This is a genomic window from Acidovorax sp. 59, assembly GCF_002754175.1.
Classification (GTDB): Bacteria; Pseudomonadota; Gammaproteobacteria; order Burkholderiales; family Burkholderiaceae_C; genus Acidovorax; species Acidovorax delafieldii.
Window position 1 is genome coordinate 4,476,635 of record NZ_PEET01000001.1, and the last position, 22,284, is coordinate 4,498,918.

Below are 22,284 nucleotides of genomic sequence, written 5' to 3' on the forward strand. Positions count from 1 at the left end.
CGCGGCGGGAACCGCAAGAGAAAACAATCTACGGCCGCTCGCGATCGGCCACGCGGGTGTTCAGCGCCGCCGGCACATAGCCAGGCAGGAAGGCGCAGCCCTTGCCAAACATGGCCTCCATGCCTGCGCACTGCTGCGCAATGCCCTCGGACGTGGGCTTGTCACCCGCGTCCACCCAACGCAGCAGCGCGGTCATGAGCGTGGGGTAGGTGGGGTCGCTCAGGTAGCTGTGGGTGTTGTGCTGGGTGAAGGTCTGCACCAGGCGCGCCGCGCTGCCGCCTTGCGCCATGGTAGCCCGGAAGGCGGCGTCCAGCTCGACAAAGGCCGTGGGGTCGTCCACGCCTTTCACGGTGAGCACGGGCACGGGGATGCGGCCGGTCAGGTCGGTGTCCTGCGCAAAGCGGGCCACGGCGGCAGGGTCTGCACGGTAGCGCAGCACGGCGGCGTTCAGCGCGGCATCGTCGGGCGAACCTCGGTATTGCACACCCCGGTTGCCAAATGGGCTGGCGCCGCCCGTGCGGTGCTGCACCACGTCGCGGAAGTGGAAGGTGGCCCAGTTCATGTGGCCCTGGATGGAGCTGGCCGGGATGCGGACCACATCCACGATGGTTTTGACTTTGCGCTGCTGCTCGGGCGTGCGCTCGGCCACCGGCTTGTTCAGCGCCAGGCATTCGTTCACGCGTGCGGCCAGGTCCGCCTGGGTCATCGCCGCATCGGCAGGCAGGCCGATGTTCAGCGGGTACTGCACCTCGGTGGGCCGGGGGTGGTTGTTGCACAGGTACTGGTAGACCACGCGCAGGTCGGTGCGAAAGTCGTAAGAGCGCGTTCCGCCCGCCAGCACGCCGCTGGTGAGCAGCACGGCGTCGTAGGGGCGCTTGCCATCGGCCGTGGTCTGGAACATCTCGACCCCCTTGGCCGCCACGCTGGCGCCCCAGGACTGGCCGTGCAGGATGGTGCGCTGCGGCTGGGCGACGTGGCGCACGAAGATCTGGCGCAGCCGCTCGGTGTCCTCGGCCGCGGCACGCACCTCCACACCGCCCTGGCGGAAGGTGCTGCCCGCCCAGGCGTACCCCGCGCGGACCATGATGGCCCAGCGCTCCAGGTCCTCCACCGACCGCTCCATCTTCGGCGCGCCCAGGGCCGGGCCGCCGTGGGCGTGCAGCACTAGGTGGCCGTTCCACTGCTGAGGCACCGCCACCAGGTAATACGCACCGGCCGAGTCCTTGCCCGACAGGCAGCGGGCGATGGGCGCCAGGTCCTTGGGGCACGGGGTGGCCGTGGGCGCGGCCTCGGCCGTGGCACTCACCGGCGCCGAAGCTGGTGGTTGTGTGGGCACCGGCGCGCAGGCAGAAAGCAGGCAGGTCACGCCGGCCAGCGCCAGGGCTGGCAGGGTGCGTGGTGTGGCACGGGGGGTGGGCATGGGTCGGGTCTCCGTTGTCTTTTTTGTCCGCGCTGGGCGTCGTGTTAAATACTACAAAATTGATAGCATCTTAGGCATGATTCACTAGCGCTACGGGCCATTTTGACCCATATCTGCATGCTTGACCCCACACGGCAGCACCCGGGGCACCTTGGCGCCCCAGGACAGGGCCCAGGGTCAGAACTTGCCCATGTAGTCGCGCTTGCCCAGTTCCACGCCGTTGTGGCGGGCGATGGCGTAGGTCGCGTTCACGTGGAAGAAGAACTGGGGCAGGCCGTAGTGCAGCAGGTAGTGCTCGCCCACAAACTGCTTTTCGCGCGGCGTGCCGGGCTGGATGGTGATCTGGCGCGTGGCGGCCTCGGCAAAGGCTGCCTGCGGCAGGCCTTCGATGAACGCCAGCACCGTGCGGATGCGCTCGGTCAGGTCGGAAAAACCGGGGCGCTCGGCGTCGGGCAGCGAAGGCACCTCCACACCGGCCAGGCGCGCGGCCACGCCCTTGGCAAAGTCGCAGGCGATCAGCACCTGGCGGGCCATGGGAAACATGTCAGGGAACAGGCGGGCCAGCAGCAATGCGTCCGGCTCGATCTTGCGGGCCGTGGCATGGGCCTCGGTCTTGGCCAGGATGTCCTGGAGCGAGCCCAGCATCTGGCGAAAGACGGGGATGCTGGCGTTGTACATGGGGTTCGTCATGGGCGGTGTCCTGGAAGTGCGTTGAAAACAAAGGGCGCCGTTGCGAACCCTGCCAAACAGGGCCCCGGCGCCACCGACCGCGATTGCAACACAGGCCCGCGCGGCGTGCTGGGCGCCGTACAGAGCCCCCGCCCCGTGGACCCTTCAGGCCGCTGCAGGCACGGGCCGTGCCGCCCGTGCTGCCACGCCCACCCCCACGAGCGCGGCCGACAGCACGCTCAGGCCCAGCGTCACGGCCGAGCCGTAGAAGATGCCCGCCGTCATGCCGTGGTCCAGCATGGCGCCAAACACCGGTGCCGCCAGGCAAAAGCCCAGGTCCAGCCCCGAATACACCGTGCCATACACGCGGCCCGTGGCACCGGGGGGCGCGGCGCGCTTGATCAGCATGTCGCGCGAGGGGCCCGCCAGGCCCGTGCCCAGCCCCGCCACCGAGGCCACCACCAGCGCCGCCATGCCGGGCAGCAGCCCCGAGGCCACCACCACCAGCAGCGCGGCCGAGCCCAGCAGGCACACGGAGATGATCTTCTCCAGCCGCTGCACACGCCCCACCAGAAAGCCGCCCACCAGCATGCCCGCCGCGCCGCACAGCATGTAGCCGGTGACGACCATGGCCGTCACGCTCAGCGGCAGGCCGTACATGGACTGCAGCGCCGGGCTGGCAAAGCTCTGGATAGCGCTGAGTGCACAGGTGCTCCAGAAAAAGAACGAGAAACACAGCCACACCGAGGGCAGCCTGAGGAAGGCCATGGGGTGCTCGGGCTTCGCCGCCGCTGCGCCGCCTTTGGTCTGGTGTGCCCAGGCGCCCTGCCGGTCGTCAATCGCATCGCGGTTCCACACCATGATGGCCAGCACCGTGAGGGCCAGCAGCGCGCCGCACAGGCAGGCCGTGCGCCACGAGCCCGTGGCGGTAGCAATGCCCGCCATGAACACGGGCGCCGTGGCCCAGCCCAGATTGCCGCTGATGCCGTGCACCGAAAAGCCATGCCCGAGGCGCTGGGGCGACACGCGCTTGTTCAAAATGGTGAAGTCCACCGGGTGGAACGGTGCATTGCCCAGCCCCGCCAAAGCCGCCGCGAGCAGCAGGCCCGTGTAGCCCTGCGCCGTGCCCGCCGCCAGCCCCGCTGCGGCAAAGCTCGACAGCGCAAAAAACATCACCGGCCGCGCGCCCACACGGTCCACCAGGAAACCCGACAGCGCCTGGCCCACGCCCGAGATCACGAAGAACACCGACACCAGCAGGCCCAGCTCGGAATAGCTGAAGCCGAACTCCCCGATCAGCCACGGAAACAGCGGCGGCAGCAGCATGTGAAAGAAGTGCGAGCTGCCGTGGGCCAGACCGATCAGGCCGATGGTGCGGGCGTCCTGCCGCAGGGGGACGGGGTTGGCAGTGGTGGCGGTAGCGCCGGAGGTGGAAGCAGTCATGGGTTGGATCTTAGGCAGCATGCCCTCGGCAGGTTTACGATAGACGGCCAATTTCTATCGCAAACATGCCAAACCCACCCACCAGGCCCCCCACCCCTACCGAACCGGTGGTGGAACACTTCGCCGCCGAGGTCGTGCCTCGCGCCCAGGCCGGCAAGTCGCGCGGGATGTCGTACGTGGACTCGCTCACGCCCGAGCTGTTTGTGCCCACCGCCGCCCGCCCGGTGCGCGCCAAGCTGCGCTGGCTGGCCGCCGACACGCAGGTGATGCCCCACAGCCACCCCTGGGCGCAGGTAGCGATCTCCACCACGGGCGTGATCCGGCTCACGGTGAACCACGGCACCTACATCGTGCCGCCCTCGCGCGCGCTGTGGATTCCGCCCGGTGTGGAACATGCCGTGACCATGGTGGAAGACGCCGACCTGCGCACGCTGTACTTTCACCAGCCCCGGGGGCGCTGCGGCCCCGGCGTGCCGCGCGACCAGGAAGACGCATGGCGCCAGTGCCGCGTGCTGGAGGTGTCCGACCTGCTGCGCGCCCTGGTGCGCGAGATGCCCACCACGCCCGACGGCGGCGCCGCGATCAGCCCCGCCGACCTGCGACGCGAGCAGCACCTGAGCGCCCTGGTGCGCGACGAACTGGCCCGTGCCGCCGCCGTGAAGCTGGGCGTGGACCTGCCCCAGGACAAGCGCCTGCGCCACCTGTGCGAGGCCGTGCTGGCCGACCCCACGCGCCACGACACCCTGGCCGACTGGGCGCAGGACACGGGCGCCAGCCCACGCACCGTGGCACGCCTGTTCCGCTCCGAGCTGGGCAGCACCTTCACCCAATGGCGCCAGCAGGTGATCCTGGCCAAGGCCGTGTCGCTGGCCGCCGGCCGCATGCCCATGGGCCAGATCGCCGCCGAGCTGGGCTACAGCGCGAGCGCCTTCAGCGCCATGGTGCGCAAGTCGGTGGGGCAGCCGCCGGGACGGTTTTTGGGGCAGCAGCAGCCGGCAGCCGTGGTCCCGTAGCCCCGTGCGGTGCGTGCAGCCGAAGCTGCCGGGCGTTATGGCATGACTTCGCCGCACGGGGCCTTGGCCAGGGTGTACGGGAGCTCGGTGAGCCCTATCTGCCTGCTATTGCCCCTGTGCGCTAGAACCATATGCCCAGGCAGCTATGAAAAAGTGAGTATTCAGATACCCCGATGACTGCAGCGCGCCGCGTCTGCCGCTAAGGTGTCCGCTTGTTCGCTCCGACTCTGCCGAGCCCCATGACCACTCCACAGCCCCCACGCACCTTCCACAGCTACGAACCCCGCCTGGGCCACGGCCTGCCGCACGACCCGTTCAATGCCATCGTGGGACCCCGCCCCATCGGCTGGATCTCCACGCAAAGCGCCACGGGCGCGACCAACCTCGCGCCCTACAGCTTTTTCAACGCCTTCAACTACGTGCCCCCCATCGTGGGCTTTGCCAGCATTGGCTACAAGGACACAGTACGCAACGTGCAGGCCACGGGCGAGTTTGTGTGGAACCTGGCCACCCGCGACCTGGCCGAGGTGATGAACCAGAGCTGCGCCGCCGTGCCACCTGAAGTGAGCGAGTTCGACCTGACCGGTCTGACCCCCCTGCCCTCCACCCGCGTGCGCCCCCCGCGCGTGGCCGAAAGCCCGGTCACCTTTGAATGCCGCAGCACGCAGATCCTGCAGCTGCAGGGGGTGGACGGGGCCCAGGTGGACACCTGGCTGGTGCTGGGCGAGGTGGTGGCCGTGCACATCGATCAGGCGCTGCTGAAGGACGGCGTGTACGACACCGCGAACGCGGGGCACATCCTGCGCGGCGGCGGGCCGGCGGACTATTTCACTGTGGGGCCAGAGCAGCTGTTCAGGATGTATCGGCCCCGTTGAGTTCCAGGCGCTCAGCGCTGCAGCGGGGCGCACAGCCCGCCCTGGGGGGGGCGTGCCCATTGTTCCAGCCAGGCCCAGACGCGCTGCACGCCATCTGCCGGGTGCTCGCCGTCTGCTACCCGCTGTTGCAGGCCATGGTCTGCCCCCGGGAGTCGGCGTACGCACCAACCGGCAGGTGAACGCGGCGCCGCCCGTTTCGCAAACAGTTCGTAGGCCTGCGCAGGCACCAGCGCATCTTCAGCCCCCCACACCTGCAACACCGGCCAGGGGCTGTCGATGAGCGGCTGCGCCACTGGCCAGTGCCACAGGTCGCGCCAATAACCCAGGCTGCGCCCTTGCACCACCACGCTGTCGTGGGGCGCCCCTGCCACGAGCTGCCCCAGCGCGGTCCAGTCGCCCTCTGCGTCCATGCGGCGGGCCTGCAGTGTCCCTGCCTCCTGGGGGTCCAGGCCGCTGGCCCCGATGAGCACCAGACCGGCCAGATGGGGCACCTCAGGGGCCAGCGCGGGCAGTAGCTCGGCCCCTTCAGAGATACCCACGAGCAGCTGCGGCACGGCGGGCTGGCCCTGGCGCTGCAATGCATCTGCAAGCAGCGCCGCGCGCGCCTGGGCGAACCAGGTGGAGTGGCGGTCTTGCAGCACAAATGGGTGGGGGCAGTCGGCGGGCTTTGTCTGTGACTGGGGATCGACCCCGGGCTTGTGCAGCACCAGCACCTGCGCGTGCAGCAGGCCGGCAAAGTAGCGGTCCGCGATGGGACCCATGCCCGCGCAGCCCGAGCCAGGGATGACGATCACGCGATAGCGCAGGGGCGCGGTGCGCTCCGCGCGCTGCAGGGTCTGGAGCACGGCGCCGCCCACGCCCGGCATGGCCCGCTGGATGAACCCAGCGCCCTGCGCTGGGCCCTCCTCGACGGCGAGCCCTTGAAGGTCTGCCTGTGCCGCAGCCGCGCCTTCACGTACGCGCGGGGCCGTACAACCCACCAGCGCCATGGCCAGGGCGGCAGACGCAAAAAAGGCCAGCGCAGGGCTGGCCTTGGGGAGGACGGACACCGCACTGGCCGGTGCCCGCAAGGGCTGCGGGTGCACGGTGGGACGCACTGCGGCTTACTTGAGGATCAGCACCTGCTCGGGCTGCTGGGGCTGCGGCACGGGCATGGGCTGGCCGCCTTGTTGGTAAACCACCGGTGGGCGCACGCCGCGCGCCAGGTTGGCGTCGGTGTAGCCCAGTTGCACCGCGAGCTGCTGGTACACGTCCTGCGCCAGCGACAGCGAGGTTTCGCGCATCACCTTGGCCCGGTTGGGGGGCGCAATGTCGCCACGGATCGACAGGATCTTGGTGTCGTTGCCTTCGCCCTGGGCGGAGAACGCGGCCTTGATCTCGTAGGTCTTGGTGTTGATGAGCGAGAAGTCGGCCAGCAACTGCAGGCCGTACTGGCGCGTGGCGCTGGTGGTGCCCTGCAGGGGCGAGAGCGCGTCGGTGAACTCGATGCTGGACACCACGCCGAACAGCACGTAGTCGGCGCCGTTGAACTCACCCTTCTTGATGCGGGTGATCACGTCGTTGACCTGGGGCTGCGCCTGGGGTGTGGCCATCTTACCGCCCTGCACCTGGTTGAGCACCTGCTCGGCCTTGCTGGGCTGGGGCTTGCCGGCGTCAAAGCCCTTGCCCTGCACCAGGCGGAAGTACGTGCCCTGCAAGATGGCGCCCTTGATGTCATTGGTGTAGCCGCCAAGCTCGCGCTGCTCGATGTAGCTGTAGCGCCCGGCCACATAGGTGCCGCTGGCCTGCTCAGACGCCTGCATGGACTGCTGGCCGGAGTACGAGCCCCCACCGCCGTACATGCCATGGCTGTGGCTACCGCCCTGGCTGCCCTGGGCGCTCATCTGGCTGCTGCGCTGGTAGGTGCCGGCCATGAAGTATTCGGACACGCGCTGGGCGTAGGCCAGGTCGGTCACAGCGATCTTGGGCGCGGCGCCGGGTTGCTGCGCCTGCGCGCCCGTGCCCCAGGCCAGCGTGGTGGCCGCGATCACGGCCAGGGCCGTGTGGAGGGTGATTCTGCGTTGCATGGTGTGCTCCTTGGGGCAGATCAGCGCTTGCTGGTCTTTCTGATTTCTTTCTCGTCCTGCCACTCGATCGTGCCTTCCTGCACATCAAACAGCTTCAGCGTGAACTTGTAGTACACGTCCTTGGTGCTGTTGTTCTGCTTGACGATGCTGGTCAGCTCGCCTTCCATGCTGTACTTGGCGGCGGTCATCTGGCCGACCTTGGCGGTGGTGCCCTGCTTGTACAGGCCGCTCTGGTTCTGGCGCTGCAGCTCGTCCACACCGGCCTGCATCTCGTTGATGGAGCGCACAAAACGCACCTTGCCGGACTTGACCAGCGCGGTCTGGATGGAGTTCATCACGTTGGTGGTGTCGATGTACTCGCTGGTCTTGTTCTTCACGGTGGAGATCGTCACCGTGGGGCGGCCCTGGAAGATGCCGGTTTCGAGCAAGCCGCCGGTCATCTTCTCGGCAATCATCTGCAGGTCGGTGGAACCGAACTCGTTGGTCACCAGCTCGACGGCCTTGGCGTCGCCGTAGTTGACCTGGCGGTCAAAACGCACGGTGGGGGACGACAGGTTCTGGCAGGCCGACAGGACCAGGGTGCTGGCCGCAAAGGCCAGGATCAGCGCGCTGCGCTGGATGCGGTTCTTGGTGTTCATGTTGGTTTACTCCTCACTCAAACAGGGATTGGTGCGGCGCGATCAGCGCGGCTCCACATTCATTTCCAGGCGCAGGTCCACGGCAGCGCTGGTGGGCGCGACGCTCTTGACGGTCTGCTGGCCCAGGCCCAGCACGCTCATCTGCTTCCAGGACTCGCCATCGCCCACCTGGTTGCCCACGTTGTCCAGCCACTTGAAGCGGTAGAACACGGTACGGTCGGTGCGGCCCATGTTGGCCATGTCGGCCTGCACCACCAGGATGTCGTTCTTGCGCACGATGCGCATCTCGCGCACAGCGATGCTGTTGGCCTCGCCTCGCAGCGCCACCTTGGCCGCCACGGCCAGCGGCGTGGCGGGGTCATGCAACTGGGCGCTGGCGTTGCCAGCCAGGGTCATCAGGGCCGCGCACAGCACTGCAGGGATCGCGGCGGGGACAAAACGGGTTCTCATGCCAGAGGCTCCTTGAATGGGGTCAGAAACAGGGGTCAGTTCTTGGCAGCCGCTGCAGGCTGGGCGGCCGTGGGCTTGACGGTGGACGAGGGCACGGTGCGTGCACGGTTGTTGTTGGTGGTGCGCACCGGGGCCGCGGGTGCCGCTGCTGCGGCAGGAGCCGGCTGGGGTGCGGCCGCCACCGTGGGCAGCTGGCCCAGCATGGCCACGTCGCCGATCAGCACGCTGTTGTCATACATGCGCAGGGGCACCAGGGCGTACTGGCCGTCGATCTTGATCGGCTGGGGCAGCTGGCGGCCGTTGATGGAGACAGTGTGTTCGCCAGGGGGCAGGTAGCCACGGGCCACATACACGCGGCCGGGCAGCATGCGCCACATGCGGTCGTCGGCCTGCTCGGTGGCCACCGAGGCTGCGGCGCCAATCAGGCCGCCGATAAGACCGCCACGCTTTTGAAGCTCGTTCTGCAGCACGCCCTTGGCCACGGCGCGGGTGAAGCCGCGCAGCACCATGCCAGGCATTTCGTCCTTGAGCACACGGCGGGCCATCACGTTCACGTCCACCACTTTTTCGAGCTTGAGGTCGGTGCCAGCGGCCGACACCACCGTCAGGGGCGCATCCTTGGAAGGCTCGATCACGGGGTACGAAATGCTGGCGGTGACCAGGCCACGGCCGGTGGGAACGGGGATGGTGAAGGCCTTGGGCTTGCGTGCAGGCGCGTCACCGGCCTCGACGATGAAGAGCACGTCGGTCATGCGCTGGCGGCGCTTCCAGGTGAAGCCGGTGCGGTTGTCCAGGCCGCGCAGGCCTTCTTCGAGCACGGGGGTGTCGGGCTTGAGCTCGATGGCTTTGCGGTAGCCGGGTGCCGCCAGGCCGGGCTCGTTGAGCATTTCGTACAGGAAGCCGGCCAGGTAGTGGCTCAGGGCGTTGGAGTAACCGTTCTTGAGCGCCAGCACCTCGGGGTCGTTGAGGGTCTCGACGGGGTAGCCATTCAGCTCCTTGCCACCCGATGTGGCGCCCTTGGACTTGGCTTCTTCTTCAGCGGCCAGGGTTTCCTTGGCACGGAACTCGGCAATGATGGCTTCGCGCTCGTGGGTGCGCTTGATGTCCACGCGGGCGTTTTCAAAATCACCCACGGCCATGCGGTTGAGCGCCAGGCGCGTGGTCAGCCATACCTTTTCGTAATCCTGGCCTTCATAGACCTTCAGGCGCTCGCTCACCAGGGCGGCGCCCACGGTGCCCATCAGCTTGGAGGGGTTGGTCTTGGCGGTTTCTTCCCATTCCTTGACCTTGTTGTCGGCCAGCAGGAAGGCGTTGGTGCTGTCGGGATAGCGGCGGTCCATGCGCAGCAGCTCGCCGCGCTCCATGTTGAAGAGCAGCGCCGTTTTTTCTTCTTCGGTCTTGGCCGTGCTTTCCAGGCTGGCCAGCGCGGCGGGGATGCCGCCACTGCGCCCGGCGGTCTGCATGTCGGTGGCCAGCTTGTCATGGCTCTGCATGGTGGCGCAGCCGGTGAGGGCCGCGCTCAGTGCCAGGGCCCATAGCAGGCGCGGACGGAAACGGGGTGGGTGGGCGGTCATGGATGCTCCTTGCAGATCGGTCGGTTGCTCACCAGAAACACCCCGCGCTTACCACGCGCAGCCGTGCAACAGCCCCGCCAGAGGGAGGGTGCTGTGAATACGGCGTGCGTGCGTGGTGGAAGTCCGGTCAAGGCGGGCGCTGGCAGCCCGTGCGCCCCCTCCCGGCGCGGATACGTGCTGTGTGCGGCCCCCTCTGGCTGTGAGTTTCTTGGTTGTTGTGTATGGGGTTGTAGCCAGCCGCGGAATGTAGCAAAAGCTTGTATCTTTTCTGTAACCGTGTGGGGCCGGTGACACAGACGGACACAGGGGCCAGCACAGTGGGAGCATGGTGTGCATGTCATCCCTCCTGCTGCTGGCGCGGCATGCGGTACAGCCACACCACCCGCCCGCCGGGCGCACGCAGCTGGACGCTGGGCAGCCAGCCGGGCACCGCAAACTCCAGGCTGACCAGCCACGCGCCAGGCGCCAGCTCAGCCTGGGCCTTGGCGGCCGCGCGGGCCATGCTCTCGGGCCGCTGGAACAGGTACACCATCTGGTAGGCGCTCCAGTCGGCCTTCCACATGTCGGCACGCTGCACCCGCGCCCAGGGGCAGCGCAGGGCGCACAGCAGGCGCAGCGGCCAGCTCCACTCCAGCCCGTCGAGCTGGGCGGCAGGGTAGGCATGGCGCAGGGCCTTGAGGCCATCGCCCAGGCCACAGCCTGCGTCGAGCACCCGCGCACCCAAAGGCAGCGGCGCCTGCACGGCCAGAGACTGCAGCGCGTGGCGTGGCGTGGGGAACAGGGGCGCATCGCGCCACGCATTGAGCGGGTAGACCAGCAGCAACAGCGACAGCGGCACCAACCACGCCCAGGTGGGCAGGCTGGCCGCCCCGAGCAGCGCCAGCGACAACGGGAACCCGGCGGCAATCAGCCCGCGCCGCCACCAGCTGTCGCCCAGCACACTGGCAGCCGTGCCCAGCAGGCAGGCCACCAGCAAGGCGGCCACCGGTGGAACGGCGCGCTGCAGCGCCACAAAGATCAGCCACGCGCACGCCCACGCCGCCAGTGCGGGCAGGGGCCAGGGCATGCGCAGGGCCAGCATGGTTCTCCGTTCTCAGCGGCCAAAAATGCCGCGCAGCAGATTGACGGGGTTGACCACGTTGCCCGCGTCCGTGCCGCCGTCACCTGCCGGCGGCTGGCCTGCGGGCGCGCCGCCCATCCCGCTGGAGTAAGCGCCTGTGCCGCCCGACGGTGCGCCGGTTGCCGCGCCCATGCCGCCACGGCGCCCCTGCATTTCTTCACCCAGCATGGCCATGGTGTGCGACTTCACGCGCACGCGCACCGACCATTCAGGCTCCCACGCAGCCTTGGGGTCGGCCGGGCGGGGTGGGTACACGATGTGGCTCTCGCCACCGTAGGCCATCATGCGCAACATGGGCGTGGCATCGCGCCCGCCACCCGCAAAGATGCCCTGCGGGATGGCGCATTGGGTAGTCTCGGGCTGTAGCAGCACGCGCTCCTTGAGCCAGCGGTCGATGGTGGCGGGCGAGAGGTAGTCGAACAGGCCCATGCCAGTGTCCGGCGTCTCGGCGCTGGACCACATGATGAGGTCGTCCCCGCTTTGCGACATGGCGTGCAGGTAGTAGGCACGCGCGTTGCGCACGGGCTGCCAGCTGGTGCCCATGCTGTCCTGCGGCTTGCCGGTGGTGCGCAGGTCGATGGCGGGCATCAGGTCCTGCGCCGCGCCCAGGGTAAATTTCATGGAGGCAGGCACGCCATCGCCACGCACCTGGTGCTCGCCCACCACCGAGCTGTCCCGCGACAGGCTGACCTGGTTGCGTTCGTTGGGGTACAGCGCATAGGCCGGGCCCACGCGCGGGCCCCGGTCCGGCACGGCACGGCCCGCGAAGGCCTGGGCGTAGTCGGAGGGCTTGGCACGTGCCAGATCGATCACGCGGGGCTGGCCCGCACGCACCGCGCTACCGCAGCCCCAGTACAGCAGGATGCGGCCCTTGGGCTGCTGTTGCTGGTACTCACGCGGCACTTCGCCCGGCTCGGTCTGCGTGGGCTGGGCACGCGGCGGGACCAGCGGCAGGGACTCGCCCATGCGCATGCCGGGCGGGATGGACTGGCTGGCCTCGACGCCGGGGCGCAGGCTGTTGTGCAAAGCGATATCGATGACGCGCGGCGGCATGATGGACATGGCGCGGGCGTTGCCATACGACGTGTTGCTGCCGCCCCCCATGCCCGGCGCAGCGCCGCCGCCCATGCCCCCCATGAGGCCGCCGAGCATGCCGCCACCACCGGGCAGGCTGTCCATCTCGGGCATGCCGGCCATGGTGCCGGTGGACAGGTCCATCCACAGCTGCACCTTGGGAGCCTTGGTGTTTTGGGCCTGGGCGCCCAGGCTGGCAATGCACAGGCCAGCGGCCAGGCAGGCGGGGGTCAGGTAGCGCAAAGGGGTTGTCATCAGGTCTGCTCCAGAAGATACATGGATCACCCGGCAAACCATCATGGGCCGCAAAGCAGCGTTGTCGCCGCCCTGTGAAGAGGCCTTGCGGTCAACCCGGGTGTGTTGAACGCAGCGCAGTGTAGGCCCCGCAAGGACGCATTTTGCCCCTGCAAGTTACTTGTGGAAACCGTTTGTGTGCGCTATTTCACGCCATCTTGCGCGGCAACAACCCCGCGCCCCGGAGCGATGAGAGGGTCAGCCGCGCAGGCGGTCGATCAGACCGTTCAAAGCCTCCAGCGACCCGAACTGGATCGCCAGCTCGCCCATGTCCTCCACCCGGCCGTTGCGCTTGACGCGTTTCTTGACGCGCACTTCGACCTCGGCCATGAGCAGGTCCGACAGTTCTTCTTCCACGCGCTTGAGGTCGCGCGACTTTTCCTTCTGGGGCTTTTGCGGCACCAGGCTGAACTCGGCACCAATCTTTTTGACCAGGGCCTCGGCTTCGCGCACCGACAGCTTCTTGGCCGCGATCTGGTTGCCGGCCGTGATCTGCGCGGCGCGGTCCAGCGACAGCAGTGCACGCGCATGGCCCATGTCGATGTCGCCCGCCATCAGCATGGTCTGCACAGGCTCGGCCAGATTCAACAGGCGCAGCAGGTTGCTGGCGGCGCTGCGCGAGCGGCCCACGGCCTGGGCAGCCAGCTCGTGCGTCAGGCCAAACTCCTTGACCAGGCGCTGCAGGCCCTGGGCTTCTTCCAGCGGGTTGAGGTCTTCCCGCTGGATGTTTTCGATGAGCGCCATGGCGGCGGCCGACTCGTCCGGCACATCGCGCACCAGCACCGGCACCTCGGCCAGGCCCGCCAGGCGGGAGGCCCGAAAACGCCGCTCGCCCGCAATGATTTCGTACTTACCTGCGTGTTCACCCCCCGCGAGGCGCCGCACCAGGATGGGCTGCATGACGCCCTGGACCTTGATGGACTCGGCCAGCTCGTACAGCGCGCCCTCGTCCATGCGCGTGCGCGGCTGGTACACACCCGGCACCAGCTCGGAGAGCGGCAGGCTGCTGGGCAGGCCCGCTTCGGCGGCCTGGGCCTGCTCCACTTTGTCTTCGACCTTGGGGCCCAGCAGGGCTTCCAGGCCTCGGCCGAGGCCCTTGGGTTTTTTGGTGACCATGAAATGCGTCTCGCGAAAGGAAAAAGGGAAAGGGGGGAAGAATCAGCGGTCGATGATGACCAGCGTGCCGTGGCTGCCGGGCGCCACGGCGTGGGGCACGCCAGCGGGCACGATGAACACCTCGCCCGCGTTCACCTCGGTGACCTGCCCTTGCAGGGCGAGGCGCATGCAGCCGTCCAGCACCAACAGGGCTTCATCAAAGTCGTGCGATTCGTCGGGATAGGCCGCGTCGTCCATGCGCAGCACCTTGACGTTGGCGCCCGCAGCCTGGCCCACCACCGTGGAGTTCCAGGCGCGGGGCAGTTGGTCGGCAATGGCGGGCAGGCTGATCTTGGTCATGGGTCGGCAACAAGGGTTCAAAACATCAACGCGCAGAGCGGCTCGCCACGCGGCGCCGCTTGCGACTGCGCCACAGGCGCAGCCACACACCGAACCCGATGGCCAGCAGCACCAGGGCCAGCATGACCTGCCCCAGCGCGCCCACCACCACCGCGCTGCTGGGCAGCAGCCAGGCCAGCACCACCTGCAAGGCGTCGCCAAGCCAGTAGAAGTCAGCCGCGACCCGCCGAGGTGGAGGGACAGCGCCGTCCGCCATCACCGGCGAACGCTTGCGCCAAAAGGCCCAGCGGCTCATGCCGGGGTGGCGAGCTGCATCAGCCAGCCGCGCCCCTCGTCCCAGTCACCCAGCCCGGATTCGGCATTGATATGCCCGCGCTCGCCATAGTCCACAAACCGCGCACCCCAGGCCTGGGCCAGACCTTCGGCGCGTTCGAAGCTGCAGTACGGGTCGTTGCGGCTGCCCACCAGCACGGCCGGAAACGGCAGCGGCTGGCGCGCAATGGGCGCCCAGCCGTGGATCTGCGCAGCCAGGTCGGGCCGCTCCACATCGCCCGGCGCCACCAGCAGCGCGCCGCGCACCTTGGCCGCGTGGCGGGTGTGCGCCGCCCACCAGGCGGTGAGGATGCAACCGAGGCTGTGCGCCGCCAGCACCACGGGGCCATCCGCATCGGCCACGGTTTCTTCCAGGCGCGCAGACCAGTCGCCGCGCAGCGGGTGCATCCAGTCGTGCTGCTCCACGCGCTGGTAGCCGTGCGCGGCCTCCCAGCGGCTTTGCCAGTGGTCGGGGCCAGAGTTCTGCCAGCCAGGCAGCAGCAGGATGTTGGAGGCCTTCATTACTATCAAATTAATAGCTGCTACCGCATACTCTTCAAGCGCCTGCGGCCATTTTGGCCATGGAAGAGGCTGCAGGAGGCATGGTTTGCACACGCTCGACCATCTCCTGCGCAAACTCCACAAAGGCCTGGCTGCCCTTGGCGGCCGGGTCAAACACCACACCGGGCAGGCCATAGCTGGGCGCCTCGGCCAGGCGCACGTTGCGCGGAATCACACTGTTGAACACCTTGTCGCCAAAGTGGCCCTTGAGCTGGTCGCTCACCTGCTGCTGCAGCGTGATGCGCGGGTCGAACATCACGCGCAGCAGGCCGATGATCTGCAGGTCGGCATTGAGGTTGGCGTGCACCTGCTTGATGGTGTTGACCAGGTCGGTCAGGCCTTCCAGCGCGAAGTATTCGCACTGCATGGGCACGATCACGCCGTGGGCACTGCACAGGCCGTTGAGGGTGAGCATCGACAGCGACGGAGGGCAGTCGATCAGCACGAAGTCATAGTCACCATCGGCCTCGGCCAGCGCAGTTTTGAGGCGCTTTTCGCGGTGCTCCAAAGTCACCAGCTCCACCTCGGCCCCGGCCAGTTCGCGGTTGGCGCCGAGCACCCAGTAGCCACATTTGTCCGACAGCACGGCCGCCTCTTTCACCGAGGCGGATTCGAGCAGCACGTCGTACACCGTGAGGTCGAGGCTGCGCTTGTCCACGCCCGAGCCCATGGTGGCGTTGCCCTGCGGGTCCAGGTCCACCATCAGCACGCGCTGGCCGATCTTGGCCAGGCCAGCGGCGAGGTTGACGGTGGTGGTGGTCTTGCCCACCCCACCCTTTTGATTGGCAACGCAAAAGATCTTGGCCATGTGGGTGCTGCAGTTCGTGTGGTGTTATTTGGAGATCGCCAGCTTGATGCCAAAGCCGATCAGGAAGACGCCTGCCACTTTCTCCAGCACGCGGCCGATGCGCGGGTTGGCGCGCATGCGCTCGGCCAGGTGGTGCGTGAGCAGCACGGCCGTCAGGCCATAGAGAAACGTCAACGCGGCCACCGTGGCCGCCATCACGCCAAAGGTCAGCATGCCCTGGTGCCGGGCCGGGTCCACGAACAGCGGAAAGAACGCCATGTAGAAAACGATGGCCTTGGGGTTGAGCAAGGTGATGAGCCCGGCCTGCTTGAAATAGTGGCGCGGCTCGATGTTCAGGATGGGCTGGGCGCCCGGCTTGGCCGTGACCATCTTGAAACCCAGCCACGCCAGATAGGCGGCCCCCAGCCACTGCACCGCGTGGAAGGCCGTGGGGTAGGTGGCGAGCAACGCAGCCACACCGGCCACTGCCGCCCACATCAGCACCTGGTCGCCCGCAATCACGCCCATGGTGGCCGCCATGCCGCCGCGAATACCGCCCTTGCTGGTGGAGGTGATGAGCGCCAGATTGCCAGGGCCCGGAATGAGCAGGAACAACACGATGGCGGCGACAAAGGCGCCGTAGTCTGCGATGCCGAACATGGTTTCTCCTGGTGCGCGGGGAGGGTGCGACCGAAAGATGCACCCGGGTGAGGAGCCGAGTTTACGCGAGCCCCCTGCCCCACCCGCCGAAAAGTCGGCGCACTGAGGACAGAGCCATCAGGCGGGCTTCATCCAAATGATGCAGCGCTCCGCGTCCAGACCCGGCACCGTGAGCTGTTCCACGTGAAACACTGCCACATCCCCAGGCAGCGCAGCGATTTCCTCCTGGGGATGTTTGCCCTTCATGGCCAGCCATACGCCGTGGGGCGCGGCCAGTGCGCTGCGCGACCAGGTCACAAAGTCTGGCAACGAGGCAAACGCGCGGCAGCTGATGACATCGAACGGCGTGCTCAGCGTCTCGACCCGTGCGTGCACACCATGCAGGTTGCGCAGCTTGAGTGCCACCGCTACCTGCTGGATGAAGGCCGCCTTCTTGCCCACGGTGTCCACGCAACTCACATCCACATCCGGAAAGCAGATGGCAAACACCACGCCAGGCAAGCCGCCACCCGACCCGACATCCAGCAGCTTCACCGCTGCCACCCCACCCTGCTGCAGGCCCGCCACATGCCGCCGCAGCGGCGCCACGGCGGCCAGGCTGTCCAGAAGGTGGTGCGTCATCATCTCCTGCGGGTCACGCACGGCGGTCAGGTTGTAGACCTTGTTCCACTTTTGCAGCAGCGCCAGGAAATCCATCAACAGGGAAACCTGCGCATCGCTCAGGCCCAGCGCCAGAGTGTCGACCCCGGCTTGTAATTGTTGGCGCAGGCTGTCGTGGTTGTTGTTCACCGCCATCGTCATGCCGCCACTTCGCCTTCTGCCTTGGATGGCATGGCGGGTGCCACGGCGAACTCCTTGAACCCACCCTTCTTCAGATGCACCATCAGCAGCGAGATCGACGCAGGCGTAATGCCCGTGATGCGCGAGGCATGGCCCAGGGTCTCGGGCCGGTGACGGGTGAGCACTTGGCGCGCCTCGATGCTCAGCGCGGTGACCTGCATGTAGTCCAGGTCGGGCGGCAAGCGCAGCTTCTCGAAGTGGGCAGCGCGCTCCACCTCACCCTTCTGGCGGTCGATGTAGCCTGCGTACTTGGCGGCAATCTCCACCTGCTCCAGCACAGGGTCGCTCAGGTCACCCAGGGTTTCACGTGAAACATCGGCCGATGCGTACTTGCCGCCGTCCATCGATACCAGGTTGGCGTAGCTCACATCGGGGCGGCGCAGCAGTTCGAACAGGTTGTACTCGTGCTCGATGCTCTTGCCCAGCACGCGCTCGGATTCCGCCGCGGGCAGGTTGCGCGGGTTTACCCATGTAGCTTTGAGGCGCTCTGTTTCACGTGAAACCGCATCGCGCTTGCGGCTGAAGGCATCCCAGCGCGCATCGTCCACCAGACCCATCTGGCGCCCCACTTCCGTCAGGCGCATGTCCGCATTGTCCTCGCGCAGCTGCAGGCGGAACTCGGCCCGGCTGGTGAACATGCGGTAGGGCTCGGTCACGCCCTTGGTGATCAGGTCGTCCACCAGCACGCCCAGGTAGGCCTCGTCGCGGCCAGGCAGCCAAGGCGCGTCGCCCCGGCACTGCAGGGCGGCGTTGATGCCTGCGAACAGGCCCTGGGCCGCCGCCTCTTCATAACCGGTGGTGCCGTTGATCTGCCCGGCGAAGAACAGGCCCTGGATCTGGCGGGTCTCGAAACTGCTGTTGAGCGAGCGCGGGTCGAAGTAGTCGTATTCGATGGCGTAGCCGGGCCGCAGGATGTGCGCGTTCTCCAGCCCCGGCATGCTGCGCACCAGGTCGTACTGGATGTCGAACGGCAGGCTGGTGCTGATGCCGTTGGGGTAGAACTCGTGCGTGGTCAGGCCTTCGGGCTCCAGGAAGATCTGGTGGCTGTCCTTGTCCGCAAAGCGGTTGATCTTGTCTTCCACGCTGGGGCAGTAGCGCGGGCCCACGCCCTCGATCTTGCCGGTGAACATGGGGCTGCGGTCAAAGCCGCTGCGGATGATCTCGTGCGTGCGTTCGTTGGTGTGGGTGATCCAGCAGGGCACTTGGCGCGGGTGCATCTGTGCATTGCCCATGAAGCTGAACACGGGCACCGTGCCCTCGTTCACGCCACCGGGCATGCCGTCGCCGGGCTGCTCGGTGCACTTCGAGAAGTCGATGCTGCGCCCGTCGATGCGGGGCGGCGTGCCGGTCTTCAGGCGCCCCTGGGGCAGCTTCAGCTCCTTGAGGCGTGCCGACAGCGACACCGCAGGCGGGTCGCCCGCCCTGCCCGCCGCGTAGTTGTTCAGGCCCACATGGATCTTGCCGTCCAGAAAGGTGCCCGCCGTCAGCACCACGGTGCGGCTGCGGAAGCGGATGCCCACCTGCGTCACGGCGCCCACCACGCGGTCGCCCTCCACCATCAGGTCGTCCACAGCCTGCTGGAACAGCCACAGGTTGGGCTGGTTCTCCAGCATGCGGCGGATGGCGGCCTTGTACAGAATGCGGTCGGCCTGCGCCCGCGTGGCGCGCACAGCAGGGCCCTTGGAGCTGTTGAGAATGCGAAACTGGATGCCGCCCTCGTCCGTGGCCAGGGCCATGGCGCCACCCAGCGCATCCACCTCTTTCACCAGGTGGCCCTTGCCGATGCCGCCGATGCTGGGGTTGCAGCTCATCTGCCCCAGCGTCTCGATGTTGTGGGTCAGCAGCAGAGTTCTTTGCCCTAAGCGCGCAGCGGCCAGCGCGGCCTCGGTGCCTGCATGGCCACCGCCGACAACGATCACATCAAATTCCTGGGGATACAACATGGGGGTGCTCCGGGGCCCGGGGGGCCCGACATTCAAAACCGCCCGCCCTCCTGCGACGGCCCAACGAGGACGGGTCGCACTGGGGCGGGATGCATCATTCACCAGCCCATCTGGGCGGCAAGGGTGCAAGGGGAAACCCACGATTTTCCCACCTTTGCATGCTTTTTGTGCAAAGCCCTGGTCACAGCGGTTGCGCCACCCATCCGCAGCGCTACCAGCCCCTGCGGCCTTGCGCGGATGTTCCACGTGAAACAAGCGCCCGCCCCCACACGCCGAAGGGCGGCAGCTTGCAGTATTCCTGCCGTGGCTTTGTGCTCCAATGGCCCGCATGACTACCCAACTTCTCATTTTCGCGGGAAGCACCCGCCAGCAATCCTTCAACCGCAAACTGGCCCACGCCACTGCCGCCATCGCGCGCGATGCGGGGGCCAGCGTCACGCTGATGGAGCTGTCGGACTTCAACATCCCGCTGTACAACGCCGACCTCGAAGCCCAGGGCACGCCCGCCGATGTGATCCGCCTCAAGGAAATCCTCTGGCAACACCCGGCCTGGATCATCTGCTCGCCCGAGTACAACGGCAGCTACACCGCCCTGCTCAAGAACACCATCGACTGGGCCTCCAGCCCCGTCAAGGGCAACCCTGACTGGCAAGACGGCGGCAAGAGCTTTCGCGGCAAGGTCGTGGGCATGCTCAGCGCCTCACCCGGCGCCCTGGGGGGCCTGCGCTCGCAAAGCCACTTGGCCCCCCTGCTGATCAATGCCGAATGCTGGCTGGCGCCCAAGGCGTTTGCCCTGGGCTCGGCAGGCAGCGCATTTGACGACAACGGCAACCTCATCCAGCCAGCCCACCGCGACCGCGTGCGTGCCGTGGTGGACCAGGTGCTGTGGGGCGCCAGCCGCCTGCAGCCCGCTGGCGGTCAATAAGGCTGCCCGCCCGTGGACTGCCGCCCCGGCTGCGGTGCCTGCTGCACTGCCCCCTCCATCAGCTCGCCCATCCCCGGCATGCCGCAGGGCAAGCCGGCGGGGGTGCGCTGCATTCAGCTGGGGGACGATGCGCGCTGCCGCATTTTTGGCCAACCCGGGCGCCCGGCGGTGTGCGCGGGGCTCATGCCCTCGGCCGAGATGTGTGGCAGCAACCAGGCGCAGGCCCTGCACTACCTGTCGCAGCTGGAATCGCTCACGCAGCCGGCCCCGCGCTCATAGCCGGTCTTGCGGGGCCCCGAGAAGCATTGCAGGTGTTTCAAGCCCCAAAGTGACCCCCAGCGCTAGTGCCACATGCGCCAGCAGCTATCAAAATAGTAGTTTGCAAGCGAGGCTGTCACAAACCGCCGGTGTGCGCCGTCTGTGCTTCACTAACAGCACTCCACCGCCGCCATTGCCATGACCACCACTGACCCCTTCACCACCCTGCGCCCTCGCCTCTTCGGCATTGCCTACCGCATGCTGGGCGTGCGGGCCGATGCCGAGGATGTGCTGCAGGACGCTTGGCTGCGCTGGAGCCGCACCGATGCCAGCACCCTGCAGTCGGCCGAGGCCTGGCTGGTGACCATCGTCACGCGGCTGTCCATCGACCGGCTGCGCGCGCTCAAGGCCGAGCGCGAGGCCTATGTGGGCTGGTGGCTGCCTGAGCCGCTGGTGGAGCTGGACGCGCACACCCCCGAGTCGGCGGCGGAACTGGCGGGTGAGCTGTCGGTGGCGTTCATGTATGTGCTGGAGCGGCTGGGGCCCGAGGAGCGCGCGGCCTTTTTGCTGCGCCAGGTGTTCGACTACGACTACCCCGAGATCGCCGCCCAACTGGGCAAGACCGAGGCCAGCTGCCGCCAGATGGTGCACCGCGCCAGCGAGCGCGTGCAGCAGGCGCGCACCCGCTTCGAGGTGCCGCAGGCCGTGCACCACCAGTTGCTGCGGCGCTTCATGAAAGCCGCCCAGAGCGGCGACCGCCAAGCCATCGAGGCGCTGCTGAGCGAAGACGCCCAGCTCATCGGCGATGGCGGTGGCATCGTGCCCTCGTTTCCCAAGCCGCTGGTGGGGCCGTTTCGCATCACCAACCTGTACTGGGCGGTGTTCCGGCGCCTGGGCGCGCAGGTGGTGTACCGCATGGCGCTCATCAACGGCGAGCCGGGCCTGCTGCGCTATGTGGACGGGCGCATAGAGTCGGCCCAGGCGTTTGTGACCGATGGCGAGCGCATCGTGGCCATCTACGCCGTGCGCAACCCGGACAAGCTGGCAGGCATCCCGGCCATGCTGCAGCAGTAAAGACACGGGCATAGCACCGTTCGCGCAGACCACCCCGCGGCCAACTCAGGCCAGTGCGCCAGGGCAGAAAAAACGCAGGCCACCTGTCACAACCCGGCACGGCGCAGCGTCTTGATGGGTATGGAAGACGGCAATGCGGCCACATGGCGACATCGCCACAAGGCCCCGCACCAGCGCCGTCTTTCACCACCGTCATCAACAACCCTTTGCCATCACCCAGGAGATTTCCATGTCGCAACACAGCGCCCGCCTGCCCTACCACCAACTGTCGTCCAAGGCCTTCATGGGCCTGGTCAACGTCTCTGAAACCATCAAGAAAGGTCCGCTGGGCACCCGGCTGGCCGAGCTGGTGTTCCTGCGCATCTCGCAGATCAACGGCTGCGCCTACTGCATGGACATGCACTGGAGCGCGCTCGTCAAAGACGGCGCCGATCCGCGCCACCTCAACGCTGTGGCCGGCTGGCGCGAGGCACCGTTCTTCAGCGAACGCGAACGCGCCGCCTTCCGCTGGGCCGAGATCATCACCGCCACACCCCACAGCGACGCGAGCGATGACGAGTACGCCAAGCTGAAGGTCCTGTTCTCCGACGCCGAGATTTCCGACCTGGGCTTTGCCATCGCCATCATCAACGCCTGGAACCTGCTGAACGCGGGCATGCGCGCACCGATTCCACAGGCCGGCTGAGCGCTGGCCGATGAGGGGTACGGGCCGGTGAAGGGGACATCGGCCCGTAGGGCCCGCTGCGGGCGCCGTGCACCAGAAATTCGCGTCCAAATGGCCGATAGCGCTAGTGAGTCATGCCTCTTTTGCTATCAATAATGAAGCAAAAGGC

Annotated in this window: 24 protein-coding genes; 6 read left to right on the top strand and 18 right to left on the bottom strand. The window is 67.4% G+C overall.

Features of this window, described 5'->3' with window-relative positions; genetic code table 11:
- Positions 1-28: 28 nt before the first annotated feature.
- The 3 genes from CLU87_RS20495 to CLU87_RS20505 form a co-directional block, all read right to left on the bottom strand.
- Positions 29-1,420 (bottom strand): hypothetical protein, encoded by a 1,392-nt coding sequence (locus CLU87_RS20495; protein WP_099731624.1) that lies wholly within the window; start codon positions 1,418-1,420, stop codon positions 29-31.
- A gap of 177 nt (positions 1,421-1,597) precedes the next feature.
- The gene (locus CLU87_RS20500) at positions 1,598-2,110 is read right to left on the bottom strand and encodes a DUF1993 family protein (protein WP_056742428.1); all 513 of its coding nucleotides are present in this window, start codon (positions 2,108-2,110) and stop codon (positions 1,598-1,600) included.
- A gap of 144 nt (positions 2,111-2,254) precedes the next feature.
- Entirely contained in the window at positions 2,255-3,532 is a 1,278-nt protein-coding gene (locus tag CLU87_RS20505) for an MFS transporter (RefSeq protein WP_099732278.1), read from the bottom strand.
- A gap of 65 nt (positions 3,533-3,597) precedes the next feature.
- Here CLU87_RS20505 and CLU87_RS20510 point away from each other — a divergent pair, with 65 nt between their 5' ends.
- Positions 3,598-4,545: a helix-turn-helix domain-containing protein gene (locus tag CLU87_RS20510; RefSeq protein ID WP_199170855.1), complete on the top strand. Its 948-nt coding sequence runs from the start codon at positions 3,598-3,600 to the stop codon at positions 4,543-4,545.
- A 239-nt stretch (positions 4,546-4,784) separates the two neighbouring features.
- Positions 4,785-5,420 carry a flavin reductase family protein gene (locus CLU87_RS20515; RefSeq protein WP_099731626.1) on the top strand — a complete coding sequence of 212 codons (636 nt, stop codon included), beginning with the start codon at positions 4,785-4,787 and terminating at the stop codon, positions 5,418-5,420.
- A gap of 11 nt (positions 5,421-5,431) precedes the next feature.
- Here the strand turns inward: CLU87_RS20515 and CLU87_RS20520 are convergent, their stop codons facing one another.
- From CLU87_RS20520 to mnmG, 15 genes are all read right to left on the bottom strand, one after another.
- Positions 5,432-6,517 carry an alpha/beta fold hydrolase gene (locus tag CLU87_RS20520; RefSeq protein ID WP_099731627.1) on the bottom strand — a complete coding sequence of 362 codons (1,086 nt, stop codon included), beginning with the start codon at positions 6,515-6,517 and terminating at the stop codon, positions 5,432-5,434.
- Positions 6,518-6,523: 6 nt separating this feature from the next.
- Positions 6,524-7,486 (bottom strand): hypothetical protein, encoded by a 963-nt coding sequence (locus CLU87_RS20525; RefSeq protein ID WP_056056992.1) that lies wholly within the window; start codon positions 7,484-7,486, stop codon positions 6,524-6,526.
- 20 nt (positions 7,487-7,506) lie between these two features.
- The gene (lpoB, locus tag CLU87_RS20530) at positions 7,507-8,124 is read right to left on the bottom strand and encodes a penicillin-binding protein activator LpoB (RefSeq protein ID WP_099731628.1); all 618 of its coding nucleotides are present in this window, start codon (positions 8,122-8,124) and stop codon (positions 7,507-7,509) included.
- 42 nt (positions 8,125-8,166) lie between these two features.
- Positions 8,167-8,574: a YcfL family protein gene (locus tag CLU87_RS20535; protein WP_056056988.1), complete on the bottom strand. Its 408-nt coding sequence runs from the start codon at positions 8,572-8,574 to the stop codon at positions 8,167-8,169.
- 35 nt (positions 8,575-8,609) lie between these two features.
- Entirely contained in the window at positions 8,610-10,148 is a 1,539-nt protein-coding gene (locus CLU87_RS20540; RefSeq protein ID WP_099731629.1) for a COG3014 family protein, read from the bottom strand.
- A gap of 337 nt (positions 10,149-10,485) precedes the next feature.
- Positions 10,486-11,229, bottom strand: a complete 744-nt coding sequence (locus tag CLU87_RS20545) for a class I SAM-dependent methyltransferase (RefSeq protein ID WP_056056984.1) — start codon at positions 11,227-11,229, stop codon at positions 10,486-10,488.
- Between the two features lie 12 nt (positions 11,230-11,241).
- Positions 11,242-12,597 carry a hypothetical protein gene (locus tag CLU87_RS20550; RefSeq protein ID WP_099731630.1) on the bottom strand — a complete coding sequence of 452 codons (1,356 nt, stop codon included), beginning with the start codon at positions 12,595-12,597 and terminating at the stop codon, positions 11,242-11,244.
- Between the two features lie 237 nt (positions 12,598-12,834).
- Complete coding sequence (locus CLU87_RS20555; protein ID WP_099731631.1) at positions 12,835-13,752, bottom strand: ParB/RepB/Spo0J family partition protein; 918 nt, start codon at positions 13,750-13,752, stop codon at positions 12,835-12,837.
- Positions 13,753-13,794: 42 nt separating this feature from the next.
- On the bottom strand, positions 13,795-14,091 hold the full coding sequence (locus CLU87_RS20560; protein ID WP_056056978.1) for a cupin domain-containing protein: 297 nt from the start codon (positions 14,089-14,091) through the stop codon (positions 13,795-13,797).
- Positions 14,092-14,116: 25 nt separating this feature from the next.
- Positions 14,117-14,386: a hypothetical protein gene (locus CLU87_RS20565; RefSeq protein ID WP_099731632.1), complete on the bottom strand. Its 270-nt coding sequence runs from the start codon at positions 14,384-14,386 to the stop codon at positions 14,117-14,119.
- Positions 14,383-14,925 carry an alpha/beta hydrolase gene (locus CLU87_RS20570; RefSeq protein ID WP_099731633.1) on the bottom strand — a complete coding sequence of 181 codons (543 nt, stop codon included), beginning with the start codon at positions 14,923-14,925 and terminating at the stop codon, positions 14,383-14,385. Before CLU87_RS20570 ends, CLU87_RS20565 begins: the two co-directional genes overlap by 4 nt.
- A 34-nt stretch (positions 14,926-14,959) precedes the next feature.
- Positions 14,960-15,772 (bottom strand): ParA family protein, encoded by an 813-nt coding sequence (locus tag CLU87_RS20575; RefSeq protein ID WP_099731634.1) that lies wholly within the window; start codon positions 15,770-15,772, stop codon positions 14,960-14,962.
- A 24-nt stretch (positions 15,773-15,796) separates the two neighbouring features.
- Positions 15,797-16,411 carry a LysE family transporter gene (locus CLU87_RS20580; protein ID WP_056742455.1) on the bottom strand — a complete coding sequence of 205 codons (615 nt, stop codon included), beginning with the start codon at positions 16,409-16,411 and terminating at the stop codon, positions 15,797-15,799.
- A gap of 117 nt (positions 16,412-16,528) precedes the next feature.
- Positions 16,529-17,206, bottom strand: coding sequence for a 16S rRNA (guanine(527)-N(7))-methyltransferase RsmG (gene rsmG / locus CLU87_RS20585; protein ID WP_369804345.1), 678 nt, complete (start codon positions 17,204-17,206; stop codon positions 16,529-16,531).
- A gap of 2 nt (positions 17,207-17,208) precedes the next feature.
- Positions 17,209-19,194 carry a tRNA uridine-5-carboxymethylaminomethyl(34) synthesis enzyme MnmG gene (mnmG, locus tag CLU87_RS20590; protein WP_099731635.1) on the bottom strand — a complete coding sequence of 662 codons (1,986 nt, stop codon included), beginning with the start codon at positions 19,192-19,194 and terminating at the stop codon, positions 17,209-17,211.
- A gap of 328 nt (positions 19,195-19,522) precedes the next feature.
- Between mnmG and CLU87_RS20595 the strand changes: the two genes are divergently transcribed.
- From CLU87_RS20595 to CLU87_RS20610, 4 genes are all read left to right on the top strand, one after another.
- Positions 19,523-20,119, top strand: coding sequence for an NADPH-dependent FMN reductase (locus tag CLU87_RS20595; RefSeq protein ID WP_099732280.1), 597 nt, complete (start codon positions 19,523-19,525; stop codon positions 20,117-20,119).
- A 12-nt stretch (positions 20,120-20,131) separates the two neighbouring features.
- Positions 20,132-20,398 carry a YkgJ family cysteine cluster protein gene (locus CLU87_RS20600; protein WP_099731636.1) on the top strand — a complete coding sequence of 89 codons (267 nt, stop codon included), beginning with the start codon at positions 20,132-20,134 and terminating at the stop codon, positions 20,396-20,398.
- A gap of 177 nt (positions 20,399-20,575) precedes the next feature.
- Positions 20,576-21,451 (top strand): RNA polymerase sigma-70 factor, encoded by an 876-nt coding sequence (locus tag CLU87_RS20605; protein WP_099731637.1) that lies wholly within the window; start codon positions 20,576-20,578, stop codon positions 21,449-21,451.
- A gap of 229 nt (positions 21,452-21,680) precedes the next feature.
- Positions 21,681-22,136, top strand: coding sequence for a carboxymuconolactone decarboxylase family protein (locus CLU87_RS20610; protein WP_099732281.1), 456 nt, complete (start codon positions 21,681-21,683; stop codon positions 22,134-22,136).
- Positions 22,137-22,284: the final 148 nt, after the last annotated feature.